The following is an 18607-nucleotide window of genomic DNA, read 5'->3' as shown; positions in this document are numbered from 1 at the left end:
TCGGGCATGTCGGCGAACTTTTTGATCGGGCTCACATTTTTTGCCGGCTCCAGCACGCCCCATCGCTCCAGCACGCCCCATCGCTCCAGCACCCCCAAGCCGCACGCCGGTGTGAGCATCAACCCAGCGGCAGCGCGGGGCGCAGCGACTACTCTTAGGGGTTATGAACGAGCGCAGACCGATTGATACGGCCCGACTCCACCAGCGGGTCGTCGGCCACGGGCCTTTCACGCACCTCTATTACACGGAAGAGACCGGCTCAACTAACGCGGATCTTGCCAAGGCCGCCACTGAGGGCGCGCCCACGTGGTCCGCGGCGGTCACGGAATCTCAAACGGCTGGCAAGGGGCGCAAGAACCGAGTGTGGGTGACCCCGCCTTATTCGCAGGTCACTCTGTCTGTGCTGTTTCGTCCGCACGGCTCGGCCCTCGCCCGGCTCGGCACCATGCCGCTGATGACAGGGCTTGCGCTCATCGATGCCCTCCACGAGCACGACATCACCGCCCAGTTGAAATGGCCCAACGATGTGTTGTTAAACGGCAAGAAGCTGTGCGGCATCCTTGGCGAAGCGGTGTCTTTAGGCGATGAGCCCGCGCTGGTGATGGGCCTCGGCTTGAATGTTTCGCTCACTGCGGAGGAGCTGCCCGTGCCGCACGCGACCTCGCTGGAGCTCGAGGGCTATACGGTGGACCGCACCGAGCTCACAGGCGATATTCTGTTGGCGCTGCACCACCGCCTGGGCCAGTGGGCGGCAGGGGTGACAAGCCCCATGGAGGCCTATCGCCGGGCGTGTAGCTCGATTGGGCAGCAGGTGCGGGTGCATCTGAGTGAAACTCACGTGCTGGAGGGCGAGTGCACGGCGGTGGCCGATGATGGCCGAATCCAGGTACGCGATACTACTGGGCAGCTGCACGAGCTCTCCGCTGGGGATGTGGAGCACCTGCGGTTGAAGCGCTAGGCTGTGAGGCCACTATGACCATTGTGGACAACCGCGAGCGCTGCCTTTTCGACGCCACCACCCCGGTGACAGGGCTTACCTTCCCCGCGCTCGAACTGGTGGCGTGGACAGGCCTGGCATGGATCGCCATTGGCTTCTTCGACCGCCTGCCCGGCAGCCCCGGCTATGAGCACGTGGGCTACTTCCCGGCCGAAACCCGCGGGCTTGTACTCCTGCTATGGGTGGTGCTGGTGCTGTGGCGTTTTGTGCTGCCAGTGGTGCGTGCTCGGCGGCGCCAATTTAAGGTGACCACCCAGCGCGTGGTGGTGCGGGGGCCTTTCTTGAGGGGGCGTGCGCAGTCGATTGGCATGAGCTACATCTACCGCGCTAGCAAGCAACGCGGCGCCGTGGTCCTCGAGGTGGCGGGCCAGCCGCAGCCGATGGTCTTTCATGGGGTGCCGAAAGCAAAGCAGGCGGTCCAGGCTATTAATTCCGTGGTGGCGCAGCGCCGCTAGGGGGTATCGCTGACCGTGGGCTAAATACCCAACTGCAGATGTGAGCTCCTACACTATGTATGCGTGAGTACAGAGCAGCCCGTATGTGACCACCATCCAGCCCACGCCCCCGGAGTGCCGATCGTTGCCGTGATCGGCGATGGCCAGCTGGCCCGCATGATGCAGACAGCGGCCATCGAGTTGGGGCAATCCTTACGCGTGCTGGCCTCGCGGCCGGACTCCTCGGCCGCCCAAGTGGCGCACGATGTGGTGGTAGGGGACTACACCGATCTGGATGATCTGCGCGGGGTGTGTGCTGGCGCGGATGTGGTCACCTTCGATCACGAGCACGTGCCCAATGAGCATCAGCACACCCTCATCGCGGAGGGGGTAAATATCCAGCCCCGGCCTGAGGCGTTGGTCTATGCCCAAGATAAGCTGCTCCAGCGCCAGCACCTCAGCGAGCTGGGTGCTCCCGTCCCCGCTTTCGCTGCGATCGACTCCGCCCAGGATGCTCGAGATTTCTACGCCCGCGTGCAGGGCGCGGTGTGCGTGAAGGCTCGCCGCGGCGGCTATGACGGCAAGGGCGTGTGGTTTCCCCAAGGAGAGCAGGAGCTTCTCGAATTGGTCGACGACCTACACGGCCAAGGCATTGAGCTCATGGCAGAAACCAAGGTGAACTTGCACCGCGAACTCTCTGCCATGGTGGCGCGCCGCCCTTCGGGGGAGTGTGTGAGCTGGCCGGTGGTGGAGTCAGTGCAGGACAACGGGGTGTGTGCGCTCGCCGTGGCGCCTGCCCCAGGCCTGGAAGAAGCCGTGGAGGAGCGCACCGCCGCGATGGCGCGCCGGGTGGCAGAAACCTTGGGTGTGACAGGAGTGCTGGCGGTCGAGCTGTTCGAGACCACGGAGGGGGAGATTTTTGTCAATGAATTGGCGATGCGTCCTCACAACACTGGTCACTGGACCCAGGATGGCTGTGTGACCAGCCAGTTCGAGCAGCATCTGCGCGCGGTCGCGGATATGCCGCTGGGGGCTACTACCCCCACTGCCGCCCATACCGTGATGGCCAATATTTTCGGCGGCGACACTGATCCAGAACTGAGCTGGGCGGAGCGGCAGAAGGAGGTGTGGGCGCGCTATCCACACGCCAAGATCCATCTCTATGGCAAGGGGCATCGGCCGGGCCGCAAGATCGGCCATGTGAATATCAGCGGTGAGCAGGATGTGGAGCTCTTGCGCGCCGAGGCCCAGGCCGCCGCCTATTTCATGGTTCATGCACAATGGCCTTAAACGATACGCCCATTAATAAGAGGCGTCGGTAGCGAAGGAGAAACTATGCAGCCAGTCGTTGGAATCATCATGGGCTCGGACTCGGATTGGCCCACTGTGGAGCCTGCCGCCGAGATCTTGGCGGAGTTTCAGGTGCCCTTCGAGGTGGGTGTGGTGTCGGCGCACCGCACCCCGGAGCGCATGCTGGATTATGCTCGCGAGGCCCACACGAGGGGGCTGAAGTGCATTATCGCCTGCGCTGGTGGGGCCGCTCACTTGCCGGGCATGGTGGCTGCGGCCACGCCCTTGCCGGTGATCGGTATTCCGCGGGCGCTGAAGGATCTCGACGGCATGGATTCCTTGCTGTCGATCGTGCAGATGCCCGCCGGTGTGCCGGTGGCTACGGTCTCGATCGGTGGGGCGAAGAACGCAGGACTGCTGGCTGTTCGGGTGCTCTCTGCTGGGGATGATGCCTTGGTGCAGAAGATGGCGGACTACCAGGAGACGATGAAAAACGAGGTGCTGGAAAAGGACCGCGCCTTGCAGAAGAAGCTGCTCGGGTGAGCGCGAAGCCGCGGCCCGTGGTGGTTTTGGGGGCCAGTGTGGAGCACGCGCAGCCGCGGCGTCCCCTCGAGATGCGGCTGCGGGCGGCCTGCGGCCCTAGCCGCGAGGCGCTAGAACGGGGCGATGTAGTGGTGGTCACCGGCCGTGGGGAAGCTCCTGTGATGGCGCGGTGGCTGGCCGATCGCGGTATCGATCGCGAGTTGATCCTGCTGGAGGAGCGGGCAGAATCGACCAATGAGAATTTAGAGAACGCGCGCGAGCTTCTGCGCCGGCATTATGGGCGAGACGATATCCGCTATGTGGTGGTGTCTAATCGTTTTCACGTGCCACGCATCCGGTTGTGGGCGTGGCACCACGCTTACGAGGTCGAGACCATTGGCGCTCCCACTCCCTGTCCGGAGGTGCTGTGGCTGTGTCTGCGGGAAGCAGGGGCGCTGGGGCACTCAGCGCTGCGGATCGTCTGGCGGAAGCTCAAACCTGTTTTGACCGCTGCGCCACAGCGTCACGGTGGCAATCACGAGGACAAGGGCCAGTAGCGCTGGCCACACGAGAGGTTCGGGGCGTAAAAGGTTGGCCACGGCCTGCGCGACGGCGAGGGCGGCGAAGGTGCCACAGAAACCGACGAGGCACTCCCACACCAATTTCTTGCGCTTCATTTCGCCCGACTGCGCCACAGTGGAGCTCCTTCCTAGCACGCTGAAGATCTGTGCTCATCCTACAGGGCAGAGCAGTGCTGTGAGCATGCGTGACGACGCCACCTCGATCGCCACGCGCCCCTCGGCGTGCTAGCCCTTGACGCCACCGGCGGTGAGGCCGGCCACGATGCGGCGTTGGAAAACCAGCACCATGATCACGAGCGGCACTGTCACAAGCGCGCCTGCGGCCATGATGGAGGCGTAAGGGTATTCGAAGGCCGAGGGGCCAGAGAAGCGAGCAATGGCCACCGTCACCGGTTCAGTGCTGGTGGTGGAGAGCTGCTTGGCCAGCATGAACTCATTCCATGTGGCGATGAAGGCAAGAATGGCGGTGGTAAATAGCGCCGGTGCCGCCAAGGGCAATAACACCGTGCGGAATGCCTGTCCTCTGCTGGCGCCGTCGACGCGGGCGGCCTCTTCCAGCTCCCAGGGCAGCTGCTGGAAGAAGGATACGAGAGTGTAGATCGTCAGCGGCAGCGCGAAGGAGATGTTGGGGATGATCAGCGCGCGGTAGGTGCCGATCCAGCCGAGATCGCCGAAGAGCTGGAATAGCGGAGTCACCAGCGCGATGCCAGGGAACATGGAGGCGGCTAGCACGATGCCGGTGACAAATCCCTTGGCGGGAAAGTCGAGCCGGGCGAGGGCATAGGCGGTGAACACGCCCACCAGCACGGCCAGCGCGGTGGTGACCACACCAATGATCAGCGAGTTGCCGATGGCGGCGAGGAAGTCGTTGCCCTTATCGGTGGCGAGTGCATCGCGGAAGTTATCGCCGGTGACGTGCGTGGGCCACGGGGTGGTGTCGAAGGTGTGGGCGCTATCGCGCAGTGCCGTCACGAGCATCCAGTAGAAGGGGGCTAGCCCCCACACCAGAATCAGAATGACGCCTAGGTAGTTGCGTAGAGCTTTCATCGGCTGGTCTCCTTCAACTGCAGCGGGGCGCTCACCGTGGGCAGCGCCACGGTGGAGGAGGGAAGGTCGTGTTCATCGTCGTCGCTGCGTTGTTGTGCAGCGGTGGCGCCGCGGTTCACGTCGGCACCCAGGAAGCGAATCATGATGAAGGCGACGGCGAAGATGAGCAGGAAGATCAACGTGGATAGCGCCGAGGCGGAGTTGAAGTTATTTTGGCGCAGATCCTCCACCACCAGCTGGGAGATGGTGGCTGTGGGCGCGTTAGAGGAGGCGGAGATCATGATCACTGGCAGGTCGTACATGCGCAGGGTGTCGAGGGTGCGGAAGAGTACCGCCACCATGAGCGCGGGGCGCACCAGCGGCAGGGTGATGCGGGTGAAAATCTGCCAGGTGCTTGCCCCATCTACCTTGGCTGCCTCGTAGACGTCCTTCGGGATCATCTGCAGCCCAGCCAAGATGAGCAACGCCATAAAGGGGGTGGTTTTCCACACGTCGGCCACGATCACGGCGAAGCGCGCCGCCCAAGGATCGGTGGTCCACGCGATATCGTGGCCGAGCAGGGAATTGACCACCCCGTGCGGGGCGAAGATGAACTGCCAGAGCTTTGCCGTTACGGCGGTCGGGATCGCCCACGGGATGAGTACCGCGGCACGCAGTAGGGCGCGACCCTTGAACTCGCGGTTCATCACGATGGCCATCCACATGCCCAGCACCACCTCGATGCTCACGGCTACCACCGTGAAAAAGAGAGTCACCCATACCGCCGGCCAGAAGTCGGAGGCGATAACCCCGGACGGGCAGGTGCTGACGGTGCCATTAGGCTGCATGCAGCGTTGGGTGAGCCAGTATAGGTAATGGTCGACACCGGCGAATCCGCCATCAACGAATACTCCCGTGGTGGGGTCGAGTCTCTTATCCTGCTGAAACGACAACCAGATGGCGCGCACGATCGGATAGCCGATCACGATCGCCAGCACGGTCATGGCCGGCGCGATAAGGATCGCGGCGTGCCGCCGTTGCTTCAACCTTTCCATCAGCTACTACTCGCTTCCTTGGGCTCGGGTGCAGTGGAGCATTCTTCGGTGCTCTTTACTTAATGTAGTGCCAGCTGCGTCTCAGCGAAGCGACGCTGCCCCCGCGAAGGAGAGTAAAGCGGTGGCGGGAGGTGGCGTCGATAAGCGCAGAAAACCCACCGCCCCACATGAACAGAGGGGCGGTGGGGTTTCAGGTGACGGGCACCAGGTGTTTAGCGCGAGGCGTTGGTGATGGCCTCAGCCATCGACTCGGTGGCCTCGTCCACGGTGGCATCACCCTTCAACGCGGCAGTGGCATTGTTCTGGATGGCCTTAGACACCGCGGTGTAGAAGGGGGTCACCGGGCGCGGCTTGGCGTTTTCCAGAGACTCCTTCAGAGCGGGCAGGTAGGGGAACTCGTCCACCAGATCCTCGTCATCGTAGATGGAGGCCAGCACCGGCGGGAAGGAGTTCTCGGCGAAGCTCTTCTGGTTCTCCTCGGAGATGATGAACTCCATGAAGTCCTTCGCGGTGGCCTTGTGCTCGGAGTGGATGTTGATGGCGTTGTTGTAGCCGCCGAGAGCGGACACGCCCACGCCGTCCTTCGCCACCAGCGGCTGCACCTCGAACTTGCCGGAGGTGGCCTCCGAGTCCTCGGCGTTGCGGTACATGTATGGCCAGTTCACCGCGTAGGCGGTCTTGCCCTCGGTGAAGGCCAGGTTGGTCTCCTCCTCAGTGGTGGCCAGGGCGTTCTTGGCGATCACGCCGTTGTCATAGGCCTCCACCATCGCCTGCAGCCCGGCGCGGGCATCTTCGGAGTCCACCGCGGGGGTGCCGTCATCGTTGAGCACCTCGCCGCCCCAGCCGTGGATGAAGGCGGAGGTATTCACTGTCAGGCCCTCATACTCCTTGAGCTGGAGGGTCAGGCAGTCCTTGTCGGAGACATCCTCGCAGGAGTTGGTGAGATCCTCCCACGTCTCTGGGGCGTCCTTGACCAGCTCGGTGTTGCGGTAGAGCAACTGAGCATTGGTGTTCTGCGGCAGGGCGTAGAGGGTGTCGCCGTAAGTGGCGGATTCCACGGTGGCCTCCAGCAGGCCATCGGTGTCCACCTCGAGGTCATCGGTGAGCGGGGCCAGCCACTGGTTGGCGGCGAAGTCCGCGGTCCACACCACGTCCAAGGCCATCACATCGAAATCCGAATTACCGGCCTGCAGCGACTGCACCAAGGTGTCACGCTGCGCATCGGATTCACCGGCCAGCTCGGAGAGGGTGACCTGCTCATCTGGGTGCTCGGCATTCCATGCCTCGATAATGGGCGTGATCTTATCGGTGTCATTCTTACCCATCGCGAAGGTGATGGGGCCACGACCATCGGCGTTGTCCACCTCGGGGGCTTCGGCGCTACCACCGTCGGAGGAACACGCGGTGAAAGCCAACGCGGTGGCCGCGAGAACAGCGGCGGTGGATCTGCGGGAAGTCGACATATAAAACTCCTTGCGTACTATGAACAACTTCCCTCAAATGTAGTGACCCACCCCCACGCTTCGTGGGACTTGTGCATCCGATCACCCCTAAAGAGGGCTATGTGACGCGTACGCCAGTCTCCACATCGAAGTAGTGGGCCTGGGAAAGGTCCATCTCCACGGTGAGTGTGCTGCCGCGCTCGAGGGGGCGACCATCGTGGCGCACCGCTAGGCGCACTTCGGGGCTCGCGGGCAGGTGCCCGTAGAGATAGCTAGTGGAGCCCAATGCCTCCACCAAGTCCACCACGATCTCCACCGGCGCCCAGCGGCCCGTGCGGGGCGCATCCGGATCGGCCACATGCACATTCTCGGGGCGCACGCCCAGCAGCACCCGCCCGTGCTGGGCATCAGAGACCTCGATGAGGTTCATCGACGGCGAACCGATAAACCCAGCCACAAAAGCATTGGCGGGGTTGGAGTAGAGCTCCTGCGGGCTGGCCACCTGCTGCAGCTGGCCCTCGTTGAGCACCGCCACCCTATCGGCCATCGTCATTGCCTCCACTTGGTCGTGGGTGACGTAGACGGTGGTGGTGCCAAGCTCACGTTGCAGGGAGGAGAGCTGGCTGCGGGTCTGTACACGCAGTTTGGCGTCGAGGTTCGATAGCGGCTCGTCCATGAGAAATACCTGTGGCTCGCGCACGATCGCGCGCCCCATGGCTACCCGCTGGCGCTGGCCACCAGAGAGATCCTTGGGGCGCCGGTCCAGCAGTCCGTCCAGATCGAGCACCCGGGCGGCCCGCTCTACGCGCTCAGTGATGTCCGCCTTGCTCTTTTTGGCCAGTTTGAGTGAAAAACCCATATTCTCCCGCACGGTCATAGTGGGGTAGAGGGCATAGTTTTGAAACACCATGGCAATATCGCGCTCGGCCGGATCCATGGTGGTCACATCGGTCTCGCCGATAAAAATGGAGCCGGAGCTGGTCGCCTCCAACCCGGCCAAGGCCCGCAGGGTAGTGGACTTGCCGCAGCCCGAGGGGCCCACCAACACGAGGAACTCGCCATCGGCGATCTCGAGATCGAGATGGTTCACCGAGGGGCGGGTCGCGCCGGGGTAGGTGATGGAGACATCATGAAAACGCACAGAAGCCATGGCCTACATCCTAAAGGCTGCAGGCAAGCGGGGGAGGGCTAAGCAGGGGCGGGGGCGGAGACACCAGTTGATGCGGCGGCTTAAGACTCGGCGGGATCGAGCAAGGCCTTCTCGGCCGCGGCGATCTCCGCGAGACGCTCAGCAGATGCTTCGCCGGCCACCACCACAGCACTTCCCCCAGCACCAATCGCGGCGAGTGCGCGCTCATCCGCATCGGGCTGCTCTCCGCGCAGCAGCACCCGGGCCGCCATGCCTTCTGGGTAAAGCTGTCCCAAGGGTTGGGTGGGGTGTGGGAAGTGATCGTCGTGCAGGCGCACCTCCGCGCCGAGATCGATCGCATCGCCGATATCGATGCCGCACTCGGCGGCAGAGCGGCCGAAGCCGTCGATGGTCACAGCCACCAGCTCGCGTTGCTCGGCAGGATCGAGGCGGGTGGACTCTTGGCATAGAACCTCAGCCTGCGGATCGGCCGCGTCGACCACACTGATCTGGGCTGCGGCCGCTCCCAGCAGCAGCACCAGCCGTTGCCACGAGCTATCGACATCCATGGCGATGTGCTCGCCGGGGGTGAGTTCGAGCTCCTCGATGAGGAAGTTGCCCATCTTCGAGGCCCAATTGTCTAGGGTGAGCGCCGAAAAATCCATGCGGAATCCGCGGCTGTCGTCATAGAAGGTCAACACGGGAGCGCTGGGGGCGTGGCGGTGAGCGTCGAAAAGCGTGAGCATACACCCCAACCTAGTTCACACAGCGGGGGCCGTCGCCGCCGGCATCGAGGGTGGGGGAGAGCTGGGACTCTTCCAACTGGGTGCCGGGCTCGCCGATGACCTCGGTGGACTCGGTGTCCAACGAGGCGTTTTCGTCCTTCGGGCCGATGTAATCATCGTGCACAACCACCACCACGCTGCCCGGGTTCAGGCTCGGGGAGGCGGTGACGGGTACCCCGCCGAGCTGCTCGGCGAGAGCCTGGGCGGCAGGGTCCTGGGGATCGGCGGCCACCACTTGGGAGTAGGTGTACAACCCGGCGGGGGCGTTGCCGATTTCGCCCATGGTGTAGCCGTCATTCTTCAACGCCCCGCCCACCTGGGCGGCCAATCCGGCGGTGCCGGTGGCGTTGAGCACGGTGACGTCCGTGATCGCGCTGGGTCCGGTGCTGTTAGCGCCGGAGGCGTCAGGGGTATCGCCGTCCTTGGGGGCGTCGTGGTCCTTCTTATCGTCCTTCTTGTTTTCATCGCCACGGTTGAGGAGTCGATCGAAGTAGTCGTGCACCTCTTTGAGATCCACGGTGACCACGGACTCGCCATAATCGCCCACGCCGTCGATGCTGGTGACGGGGATCGTTTCGAAGAGCACGTTGCCGCCGGCGAGATCCTGAAGCTGGGTGGCGAAGCTCATGATGTCCCAGTCCTCGTCGATAATCACCGAGCGGGTCACGGCATCGCCCATCTGGTTCAGCTTGGAGGGGCTGGTGAGCGTGTTTGCCTCCAGGGCGGTTTGGACCAGCGAGGCCATGTAGGCCTGCTGACGAACGATGCGGTCGAGGTCGCCGCGGGGCAGGCCGTGGCGCTGGCGCACGAAGGCCAGGGCTTCCTTACCGCTGAGGGTTTGGCGCCCCGCTGGGAAATCAGCGCCGGAGAACTCATCGTAGGTGGCCTCGTTAAGGCACACGTCCACTCCGCCCACGGCGTCGGTGAGCAGCACGAAGCCGAGCAGGCCCACCTCGGCGTAGTGGTCCACGGTGATGCCGGTGAGTTCAGCGATGGCGTTGATCAGCCCCTTGCGGCCTGCGTCCTTGGATTCGCGGGCGATCTGTTGGGGATCGGTCACGCCCTCGCTGTTGAGCTTCTCGGTGGCTTTGGCTTTGTGGGCGGCGAAGACACCGTTGATCTTGAGGTTGCCGAATTCGCCATCATGAATATAGGTATCGCGCGGGATCGAGATGGCGGTGGCGGAGGAACCATCGGAGGGCACGCGCACCACCATGATGGTGTCGGTGTTGTCATTTTCCTCGTCACCGGCGTGAAGCATGTCGATTTCTTCGGGGGAGAGCGAGTTACCTTGGGCGTCGGTGCGGGAGTCGGAGCCCACCAGCAGGATGTCGGTGGCGCCATCGTTGGGAGTGTCCGAGCCTTGGCCGAGTGCGAGGTTGCCGGCGCTGGCCACATCGGAGCCGATGCGCCCCACGGAAAAGTAGCCGAGGCCGCTGATAGCCAGCACCACCACCGAGAGCACTGCCACCACGGCGCGCCAGCCTTTGGGCCCGGCCTGGTGCAGGTCCACTCCCGCCTTGGGGGCGGGGCTGATATCGCGGACGTGGCGTTGACGATTCGAGCCTGACACTACTGCTACACGCTCCTGACTGTGGCGCACGATTTCTCTTCTCCGCACACGGCAGGTCCGCGTGTGGTGGTGGGCGCGGCAGGGCCATAGTTATGCCCGCCGCGCCGATAGCATATGAGAGTCTAGTGACAAAGCCCCAACAATTCCTAGACGCCGCCTGCGGTAGCGAAGGACCATCATGCGTATCACTGTCACCGGCGCGGGAGGACAACTCGGCCGTGCCCTCAGCCTCACCTGCCCTCCCGAGCGCCGCGATCAGATCACCTGGCTTCGCCGTAGTGAGCTGGACATCACCTCCGCGCGGCAGTGTGCGCTTATCGACGCCGACCTCATCATCAACACCGCCGCCTTCACAGATGTCGACGGCGCGGAGGGGCAGCCAGAGCTCGCCGAGGCCGTTAATGCCCGCGGGCCGCAGCTGCTCGGTGAGCATGCCGCCCGAACCGGGGCCTACGTGCTGCACGTGAGCACTGATTATGTGATGGGTGCCGGAGCAGCCCCAGCCCCGCAGCCGGCCACCGAGGACGCGCCCTGCCACCCAGAGACGGTGTACGGGCGCAGCAAACTGGCCGGCGAGCGGGCCCTAGCCGCCTCGGGCGCGACCGCCTGCGTGGTGCGCACCGCCTGGGTGTTTTCCGGCGAGGTGCTGCCCGAGGCCCAGGACTTCGTGTCCACCATGATGCGCTTGGAGCGTGAGCACGACACGCTCACCGTGGTCGACGACCAGTGGGGTAACCCGACTTTCGTGATCGATTTGGCACGGGGGCTGTGGGAGATCGTCGATAAGCATGAACAGGGCCATCCACTGCCCGGGGTGTTGCACGGTGTGGGCGGCGGGGATCCTGTCACGTGGTGCACGCTCGCTCGGGAGGTTTTTCGCTGCCTCGGCGCCGATCCAGCGCGGGTGCAGCCAGTGGGTTCTGATGCCTATCCGCGGCCGGCGCGTCGGCCAAACAACTCGGCGCTGGCGAGCACAGCCTGGCGGGAGGCGGGATTGGCGCCGCTGCCGGAGTGGCGCAGCGGGGTGCGCCGCGCTGTGAGCGGTAGCATGGGGTGATTGTGGATACCAATGCTCTAGCCATCATCACCGTCACCTACTCCCCGGGCAGCTACCTGCGGGATTTCCTCGATTCCATACCCGCAGCCACCACTCGGCCGGTGCGGGTGATCATGGCAGACAACGGCTCCCGCGATGGCGCCCCCGAGGCGGCGGCGCGTGACTATGAGTGCGCGGAGTTCCTGCCCACCGGGGGCAACGTGGGCTATGGGCATGCCATTAATATTGCCGCCCGTCATCTTCAGGAGGCTCGCGCGGCCGGCGAGGTGGATCCGCGCTATCTGCTCGTGGTCAACCCCGATGTGGTGTTTAGTCCCGGCAGTATCGACAAGCTGGTAGAGACTGCGGCCACCTGGCAGGGCGAGGTGGGCTCGGTGGGGCCATATATTAAGGAACCAGATGGCTCCGCCTATCCTTCGGCGCGTGCCGTGCCCACCCTGGGGCTTGGCATTGGCCACGCCCTGCTCGGCGGGGTGTGGAAAAACAACCCATGGTCGCGCGCCTATCGCAACGACGCCGATATGGCCACCGCCCACACCGCGGGGTGGCTGTCTGGCTCCTGCCTGCTGCTGAACTGGGAGGCCTTCGACGCTATCGGAGGCTTCGACGAGCGCTACTTCATGTATATGGAGGACGTGGATCTTGGCGACCGCCTAGGCCGCGCCGGCTACGACAACGTCTTTGAACCCGCCGCGATCATCACCCATGCCAAGGGGCATGTGGCTGATCGAGACCCCGGCAAGCTGCTGCCCGCTCACCACGAATCCGCCTATCGCTTTCAGGCCGATCGTTACCCCAAGATCTATCACCTGCCGCTGCGCCTAGCCCTGCGAACTGGGCTGAAGTTGCGGGAAGTGCTTGCCGTCGCGCGAGCCCGCCGCAGCGCGACACGCTAGCCGGCTGCTGGTGGGGGCGGCGCTTGTGAACATCACCACCGATATTCGCTGTGGCGCGTGGGCGTGCCGCGACCGTCGCGCCCGCGGGCTGGGCTACATTACAAGGAAAGCGCCACTGTTTATGGCTGCGGCTCACCCCTGCGTGCTGCCCTCGCCTTAGACGAGGGCGGGACGATTGAGACAAGTAAGGTAAAGAAGCACTCGATGATGAGCTCACCCCACACATTCGATCCGGCGTCGACGACCCTGACCGAGGGCACCGAGGTGCCGCCGCGCGAGGTAGATGCCGTGATCCTGGTCGGCGGCAAGGGCACCCGCCTGCGCCCGCTGACGGTGAACACACCGAAGCCCATGCTTCCCACTGCTGGTGTGCCTTTCCTGCAGCACCTGCTGGCCCGTATCAAGCAGGCCGGCATGACCCACATCGTTCTTTCCACCTCCTACAAGGCTGAGGTGTTCGAGTCCTACTTCGGCGATGGCTCCGAGTTTGGCCTTGAGATCGACTATGTGGTGGAGGAAGAGGCCCTCGGCACCGGCGGAGGTATTCGCAACGTGCTGGAGAAGCTGCGCTATGACACCGCGCTTGTGTTCAACGGCGATGTGCTCGGTGGCGCTGACCTCGGGGCGCTGCTGGATACCCACGCCGCCAATCAGGCGGATGTCACGTTGCATCTGGTGCGCGTGGCCGATCCTCGTTCCTATGGGTGTGTCACCACCGATAGCGAGGGGCGCGTGGTGGAGTTTTTGGAAAAGACCCAGGATCCGCCGACCGATCAGATCAACGCTGGCGCCTATGTGTTCTCTCGTTCGGTAATTGAGACGATTCCCGCGAATCGCAACGTCTCGGTGGAGCGCGAAACCTTCCCCCGCCTGCTCGAGGATGATTGCCGCGTCTTCTCCTACGTGGACAACTCCTACTGGCGCGATATGGGCACCCCGGAGGACTTCGTGCGGGGCTCCTCCGATCTGGTGCGCGGAATCGCTCCCTCGCCGTTGCTGGCGGGGCGTACCGGTGAGTCGGTGGTGGCGCCCTCCGCCGCGGTGCGCGATGGGGTGCTGCTGCTCGGCGGCACGGTAGTGGGCCGTGGCACCGAGATCGGCGCCGGCTCTCGCCTCGATGCCACTGTGGTCTTCGATGGCGCCACCATCGAGCCGGGCGCGATCATCTCCAATTCCATCATCGGCGCCGGAGTGCACATTGGCCCCAACACCCATATTCACGATGCCATCGTGGGCGATGGTGCCACCTTGGGTGCGCGCTGTGAATTGCGCGGCGGGATGCGCATTTGGCCGGGGGTCTCCATTCCGGACGGCGGGATTCGTTTCTCGACGGACGCCTAAAGTCTCGTGCCGCCGGTGCCCGCCGCGACATCCCGCGGCGGCGTGATCGCATATATGGCCGCCAACATCTATATGTAGTACCCCCATGCCTCACCCCCAAGGCTGGGGGTTTGTGAATGTTGTGACAAATGTGGCGACTATCCAGCGAATTTGTGCAATTTCATCCACGGATGGCGTGAGCGGCTTGACGATATCTAGGCCCACGTGTGTAATCACAAGTGTGTAACTGGCTCGCATTCCCTCTCGCTAGCCGGAGTCAAAATCCCACCTCTGCGGTGGGTGAGGAGCAGGACATTCCCACGCACGTATGCATCGTGGAATGCCCCACCCCGAATACTGTCGGACTGATCTAGTGAGAGATAGCAGTGCGGGCCGCGCCTAAGACGCGCCGAGGAAGAAGCAAAGAGATCACGCCGGCAAAGAAAGGGGGCTTGACGTGGAAAATAAGGCCGATCATCTCGTGGTCAGCAGCATTGACGGTGATTACTCCGATGCTGGTACGCGGGATCACGGAGACGCCACCACCCGCTCCGCAGCGGCGGAGTCCTCCTACGGTGAACTCAGTTTTGATGACCTCTTCGGAGCCGTCGAGCAGGAATGGCACGACCAGGCGCTGTGCGCCCAAACCGATCCGGAGGCATTCTTCCCCGAAAAGGGAGGCTCCACCCGTGAGGCCAAGCGCATCTGCAAGGCCTGCGGAGTGCGCGATGAATGCTTGGAATACGCGCTGCTGCACGATGAGCGCTTCGGTATCTGGGGCGGGCTCTCCGAACGTGAGCGCCGTCGCTTGAAGAAGCAGCTCGGCTAGAGCTGTCCTCAATAACAGGAACCTAGACCTTATGAAGGGTCTAGGTTTTTTCGCTACCTGGGGGACTGGGGCTGGGGTGGTGCCCTTAGAGTTCGAAGCTGGGATCAATATCGGTGGGGGCTACGTTGAGAAACGATGCCACCAATGCCACCAGCACGGTGCCGAGAAGCTCGGCGCGGTCGCTGGGGTCCGGGGCGCGCAGCTCTATCGGTTTGCGGAAGAGCACGATGCGCGGCCGCGTGGGGTTGCCATAGCGGTCCACCCCGGCTGAGATGACACGCCCCAAGGGCACGGGACCATCGGAGGCGATATCGTCGGGCAAGATCGTGAGGTCTGTGCGCAATCGCATGCGCGGGATCATGTCGATGGCGATGTCGAGATGGTCCAGCTCGGCGGCAAAGCGGGCCTGAATGGGGGCATAGGCTCGAAGGACGGCGCGATCAAAATCTTCACTGCGGCTGACAAAGCGGGGCAAAGCCGCGGGCATCAGGGGGCCGCGCACCCCACGACCTCGACGATCGCGGGAGTTCAGGCGGGCAGGAAGGGTGCTCATAGCTACTCACCTTAAGCCGCTTGGGCGGGCAGATGGGTGAGGCACAGCCGCCTAGGACTGTCTAAACCTTGACTAACAGTCTAGACTTTTGGGTCGTGAGCCAATTTCGTCGTTGTTCCCGTCCTGGCTGCGGCAAGCCTGCCGTGGCAACGCTGACCTACGCCTACGCGGAGTCCACCGCCGTGGTGGGGCCCCTCGCTGCCCGCAATGAGCCCCATAGCTGGGATTTGTGCGCCGATCACGCTGCCCGCATCACCGCCCCCTTGGGCTGGGAGATGCTGCGCGTCGATGGCATCGATACGGGGCTGCACGATGATGACGAGCACCTCACCGCTCTCGCCGAGGCCGTGCGGGAGGTGGGTAAGAATGCCTCCGGTCTGGTCCCGCGCTCGCCCTTGAGCGAAACCGGCTCCACTACCCGGGCTGAGGCGCAGCAGCGCGCCCGCGATGCGGAAAACCGCCGCCACCCCGCGCGCAGCCACCAGGATCGCCCGAAGGGTGCGGTGGGCAAGCGTCATTTGTATATCGTTCCTGCTGAGGACGAGGAATCCTAAGCGCACGGACTCGGCGCTGTAGCGGCAGGTTATAGTTGTGGGTACGTTTGTGTGAACCTGTAGATCTACGTGCCCGCAAAGGAAAGAACTTTTATGCGCTCGCCAGAGGCAGTCCATGCTGTAGTGAAGGCCTACGATATCCGTGGGGTGGTCGGTGAGAGCATCGACGCGGAATTTATGTATGACACCGGCGCCGCCTTCGGCCGCCTCATCTATGGCGAAGGCTCTCGCCTGTTGGCCATCGGCCACGACATGCGCCCCAGCTCCCCGGAGCTTTCCCAAACTTTTGCTGATGGCGCCGCCTCTCAGGGGGTGGACGTGATCCAGCTGGGTCTTGCCTCCACCGATGAGCTCTACTACGCCTCGGGCGTGCTGGAGTGCGCGGGAGCAATGTTCACCGCTAGCCACAATCCCGCCCAGTACAACGGCATCAAGCTGTGCCGCTCCGGGGCAAAGCCCGTGGGGCAGGAGACCGGGTTGGCCGATATCACCGACATGCTCATCGAGGGCGTGCCGCTTTTCGACGGCCAACCCGGCTGCACCGAAAGCCGCGACGTACTCGAGGGCTATGTGGACTATCTCAAGAACCTGGTAGATATCTCTGCCATCCGGCCGCTGCGGGTTGCTATCGACGCCGCCAATGGCATGGCGGGTCTGACGGCACCGGCGGTGTTTGCCGAAACCCCAGTTGAGGTGAAGGATCTCTACTTCGAGCTCGACGGCACCTTCCCCAACCACGAGGCCAATCCCTTGGATCCGAAGAACCTTGAGGATCTGCAGCGCTTCGTGGTGGACACCGGTGCGGACGTGGGCTTGGCCTTCGACGGCGATGCAGACCGCTGCTTCGTGGTCGATGAGAAAGGCCAGCCGGTCAGCCCCTCGGCGATCTGCGCCCTCATCGCGGAGCGCACCCTCGCTGAGCACCCCGGGGCCACGATCATCCACAATCTCATCACCTCAAAGAGCGTGCCGGAGATTATCGCCGAAAACGGCGGCACCGCCGAGCGCACCCGAGTGGGCCACTCCTTTATCAAAAAGACCATGGCCGATACCGGCGCCAAGTTCGGCGGCGAGCACTCCGCGCACTACTACTTCACCGACTTCTTCAACGCCGATTCCGGCATGCTGGCCGCTTTGCACGTCCTCGCCGCCTTGGGGGAGCAGGACGGCCCCCTGTCGGAGCTGATGGCCCGCTACACCCGCTATGCCGCCTCCGGGGAGATTAACTCCGTGTTGGAGAATGCGCAGCAGCAAGAAGAGCGTCGAGAAGCAGTGGTGGAGGCCTTCGCCGACCGCACGGAATCCATTGACCGCCTCGATGGCGTGACCGTGGAGCTCGCAGGCACTCCCGCGTGGTTTAACGTTCGCGCCTCCAATACCGAGCCGCTGCTGCGGCTCAACGTGGAGGCACCCACCGAGGCCGATGTGCAGGAACTCGTCACCGAGATTCTCGGCATCATTCGCGCCTAACTCATCTCACCCAAAGGGGCGCGCCTCATGCCTAATCACCACGAGCTCTTCGATCTCGCCCACGAAGGCGCCCAAATTCGCGCCATCGCCAGTGCGGTGCGCGAGGGGCAGCTTCAGCTGAGTACCTCGCCGCGATCGATCATCGTGGTGGCTCCTGACCACTTTTATCGTTGTGTGGTGCGGGCCGGGCTGGCGCTATTGCCCGATGTATCGGTGCCGGTGGTGTGCCACGCCGAGCTACCTCGCTACGCCGGGGCGATGGACGTAGTCATCATCACTGGCGATGATCGCCATGAGCCCCAGGCTTATGCCGCCGCCAGCACGGCCCACGCCCGCGGCTGCGTGTGCACGCTCATCAGCCCATATGCCTCCTATACCGCCGAAGAAACGGGAGTTACGGGACTGCCGGCGTTGCCCGCCGTAGCCCAGAACTCCCCAGCGCGAACCATCGCCGTGCTCGCAGCCTGCGTCCTTGGGCTGCGCATGGCTCCAGCTGGGGTGGCGGAGATTCTCGATTGCGTGGCCGACGAGGTGGACGAGGAGCTAGCCGCCTGCCACCCCGAGCGCGAGGCGGTGGTCAATCCCGCGCGGGCGCTCGCCGAATATGTGCACACCACCCCCGTGGTGCATGTGGCCGCCAAAGAGGGAACCGAGGAATTCACTGCCCTCATCGCTGCACTTTTTAATCGCGCCGGCGGACAGCACAGCGCGCTATCGGCGCAGGATTACCACCTCCACGCCGAGGCTGCCCCCAGTACGGGCGAAGACATCTTCTATGACCCATTCCTTGACGAGCCGCCGGTGATGCTAACCTCGAAGGTTGTTGTTTGGGCACTCGGCCCCACGGCCGAGCTTGTGATGCCCGTTGAAGCGCGCTGCGAATCCTGCGATACTCATTCGGCAGACACTGCCGGCGCGCTGCCACTCGGGGGCGCGCACGAGGGCGCCACCGAGGCACTTGCACCAGGCTTAAGGCTCATCGCTCGCGCGTGGGCAGCCAGCTGCGCCACAGGATAAGTGGACGCGACGGCTGGCATGTGCACCGGCATGGGCCGCTTTCAAGCGCGCGTTGACATTCGCGCGCTAAGGAGGAC

20 protein-coding genes are annotated in these 18607 nt (G+C 63.8%); 12 read left to right on the top strand and 8 right to left on the bottom strand.

What is annotated here, in order from left to right:
* Window positions 1–163 precede the first annotated feature (163 nt).
* The 5 genes from CCICO_RS08975 to CCICO_RS08955 all read left to right on the top strand — a co-directional run bounded on the left by CCICO_RS08975 (window position 164) and on the right by CCICO_RS08955 (window position 3800).
* Window positions 164–958, top strand: a complete 795-nt coding sequence (locus tag CCICO_RS08975) for a biotin--[acetyl-CoA-carboxylase] ligase (RefSeq protein WP_018020105.1) — start codon at window positions 164–166, stop codon at window positions 956–958.
* Window positions 959–972: 14 nt separating this feature from the next.
* On the top strand, window positions 973–1452 hold the full coding sequence (locus CCICO_RS08970) for a hypothetical protein (protein WP_018020106.1): 480 nt from the start codon (window positions 973–975) through the stop codon (window positions 1450–1452).
* A 63-nt stretch (window positions 1453–1515) separates the two neighbouring features.
* The gene (locus CCICO_RS08965) at window positions 1516–2721 is read left to right on the top strand and encodes a 5-(carboxyamino)imidazole ribonucleotide synthase (RefSeq protein WP_425265823.1); all 1206 of its coding nucleotides are present in this window, start codon (window positions 1516–1518) and stop codon (window positions 2719–2721) included.
* 45 nt (window positions 2722–2766) lie between these two features.
* On the top strand, window positions 2767–3264 hold the full coding sequence (purE, locus tag CCICO_RS08960; protein WP_018020108.1) for a 5-(carboxyamino)imidazole ribonucleotide mutase: 498 nt from the start codon (window positions 2767–2769) through the stop codon (window positions 3262–3264).
* The gene (locus CCICO_RS08955; RefSeq protein WP_018020109.1) at window positions 3261–3800 is read left to right on the top strand and encodes a YdcF family protein; all 540 of its coding nucleotides are present in this window, start codon (window positions 3261–3263) and stop codon (window positions 3798–3800) included. The genes purE and CCICO_RS08955 overlap by 4 nt, the downstream gene beginning before the upstream one ends.
* On the opposite strand, the gene CCICO_RS08950 is transcribed toward CCICO_RS08955, so the two are convergent.
* From CCICO_RS08950 to CCICO_RS08920, 7 genes are all read right to left on the bottom strand, one after another.
* Window positions 3708–3920: a hypothetical protein gene (locus tag CCICO_RS08950; RefSeq protein ID WP_083878332.1), complete on the bottom strand. Its 213-nt coding sequence runs from the start codon at window positions 3918–3920 to the stop codon at window positions 3708–3710. The genes CCICO_RS08955 and CCICO_RS08950 overlap by 93 nt on opposite strands.
* 129 nt (window positions 3921–4049) lie before the next feature.
* A complete protein-coding gene (locus CCICO_RS08945; RefSeq protein WP_018020110.1) occupies window positions 4050–4871 on the bottom strand; it encodes a carbohydrate ABC transporter permease in 822 nt (273 codons plus the stop codon).
* Complete coding sequence (locus CCICO_RS08940; protein WP_018020111.1) at window positions 4868–5905, bottom strand: carbohydrate ABC transporter permease; 1038 nt, start codon at window positions 5903–5905, stop codon at window positions 4868–4870. Before CCICO_RS08940 ends, CCICO_RS08945 begins: the two co-directional genes overlap by 4 nt.
* A gap of 212 nt (window positions 5906–6117) precedes the next feature.
* Window positions 6118–7368, bottom strand: a complete 1251-nt coding sequence (locus tag CCICO_RS08935) for an ABC transporter substrate-binding protein (protein ID WP_018020112.1) — start codon at window positions 7366–7368, stop codon at window positions 6118–6120.
* Window positions 7369–7465: 97 nt separating this feature from the next.
* Window positions 7466–8497 carry an ABC transporter ATP-binding protein gene (locus tag CCICO_RS08930; protein ID WP_018020113.1) on the bottom strand — a complete coding sequence of 344 codons (1032 nt, stop codon included), beginning with the start codon at window positions 8495–8497 and terminating at the stop codon, window positions 7466–7468.
* Window positions 8498–8577: 80 nt separating this feature from the next.
* Window positions 8578–9222 carry a TIGR03089 family protein gene (locus CCICO_RS08925; RefSeq protein WP_018020114.1) on the bottom strand — a complete coding sequence of 215 codons (645 nt, stop codon included), beginning with the start codon at window positions 9220–9222 and terminating at the stop codon, window positions 8578–8580.
* A gap of 10 nt (window positions 9223–9232) precedes the next feature.
* Window positions 9233–10834, bottom strand: a complete 1602-nt coding sequence (locus CCICO_RS08920; protein ID WP_040357838.1) for an LCP family protein — start codon at window positions 10832–10834, stop codon at window positions 9233–9235.
* A gap of 178 nt (window positions 10835–11012) precedes the next feature.
* Between CCICO_RS08920 and rfbD the strand changes: the two genes are divergently transcribed.
* The 4 genes from rfbD to CCICO_RS08900 all read left to right on the top strand — a co-directional run bounded on the left by rfbD (window position 11013) and on the right by CCICO_RS08900 (window position 14936).
* Window positions 11013–11891 (top strand): dTDP-4-dehydrorhamnose reductase, encoded by an 879-nt coding sequence (gene rfbD / locus CCICO_RS08915; protein WP_018020116.1) that lies wholly within the window; start codon window positions 11013–11015, stop codon window positions 11889–11891.
* Window positions 11888–12787, top strand: coding sequence for a glycosyltransferase family 2 protein (locus CCICO_RS08910; RefSeq protein WP_018020117.1), 900 nt, complete (start codon window positions 11888–11890; stop codon window positions 12785–12787). The genes rfbD and CCICO_RS08910 overlap by 4 nt, the downstream gene beginning before the upstream one ends.
* Before the next feature lie 204 nt (window positions 12788–12991).
* A complete protein-coding gene (manB, locus tag CCICO_RS08905; protein ID WP_018020118.1) occupies window positions 12992–14128 on the top strand; it encodes a mannose-1-phosphate guanylyltransferase in 1137 nt (378 codons plus the stop codon).
* Window positions 14129–14600: 472 nt separating this feature from the next.
* Entirely contained in the window at window positions 14601–14936 is a 336-nt protein-coding gene (locus tag CCICO_RS08900) for a WhiB family transcriptional regulator (protein WP_083878333.1), read from the top strand.
* Between the two features lie 85 nt (window positions 14937–15021).
* Here CCICO_RS08900 and CCICO_RS08895 read toward each other — a convergent pair whose 3' ends face one another.
* Complete coding sequence (locus CCICO_RS08895) at window positions 15022–15489, bottom strand: metallopeptidase family protein (RefSeq protein WP_018020120.1); 468 nt, start codon at window positions 15487–15489, stop codon at window positions 15022–15024.
* A gap of 95 nt (window positions 15490–15584) precedes the next feature.
* On the opposite strand from CCICO_RS08895, the gene CCICO_RS08890 reads away from it, so the two are divergent.
* From CCICO_RS08890 to CCICO_RS08880, 3 genes are all read left to right on the top strand, one after another.
* Entirely contained in the window at window positions 15585–16043 is a 459-nt protein-coding gene (locus CCICO_RS08890; RefSeq protein WP_083878321.1) for a DUF3499 domain-containing protein, read from the top strand.
* A gap of 93 nt (window positions 16044–16136) precedes the next feature.
* Complete coding sequence (locus tag CCICO_RS08885) at window positions 16137–17513, top strand: phosphomannomutase/phosphoglucomutase (protein ID WP_018020122.1); 1377 nt, start codon at window positions 16137–16139, stop codon at window positions 17511–17513.
* Window positions 17514–17540: 27 nt separating this feature from the next.
* Window positions 17541–18530, top strand: coding sequence for a hypothetical protein (locus CCICO_RS08880; protein WP_018020123.1), 990 nt, complete (start codon window positions 17541–17543; stop codon window positions 18528–18530).
* The last annotated feature ends 77 nt before the right edge of the window (window positions 18531–18607 follow it).

This window comes from Corynebacterium ciconiae DSM 44920, from assembly GCF_030440575.1.
Classification (GTDB): domain Bacteria; phylum Actinomycetota; class Actinomycetes; order Mycobacteriales; family Mycobacteriaceae; genus Corynebacterium; species Corynebacterium ciconiae.
The sequence above is the reverse complement of the archived record's forward strand: the minus strand, read 5'-3'. Positions and strand labels throughout refer to the sequence as shown.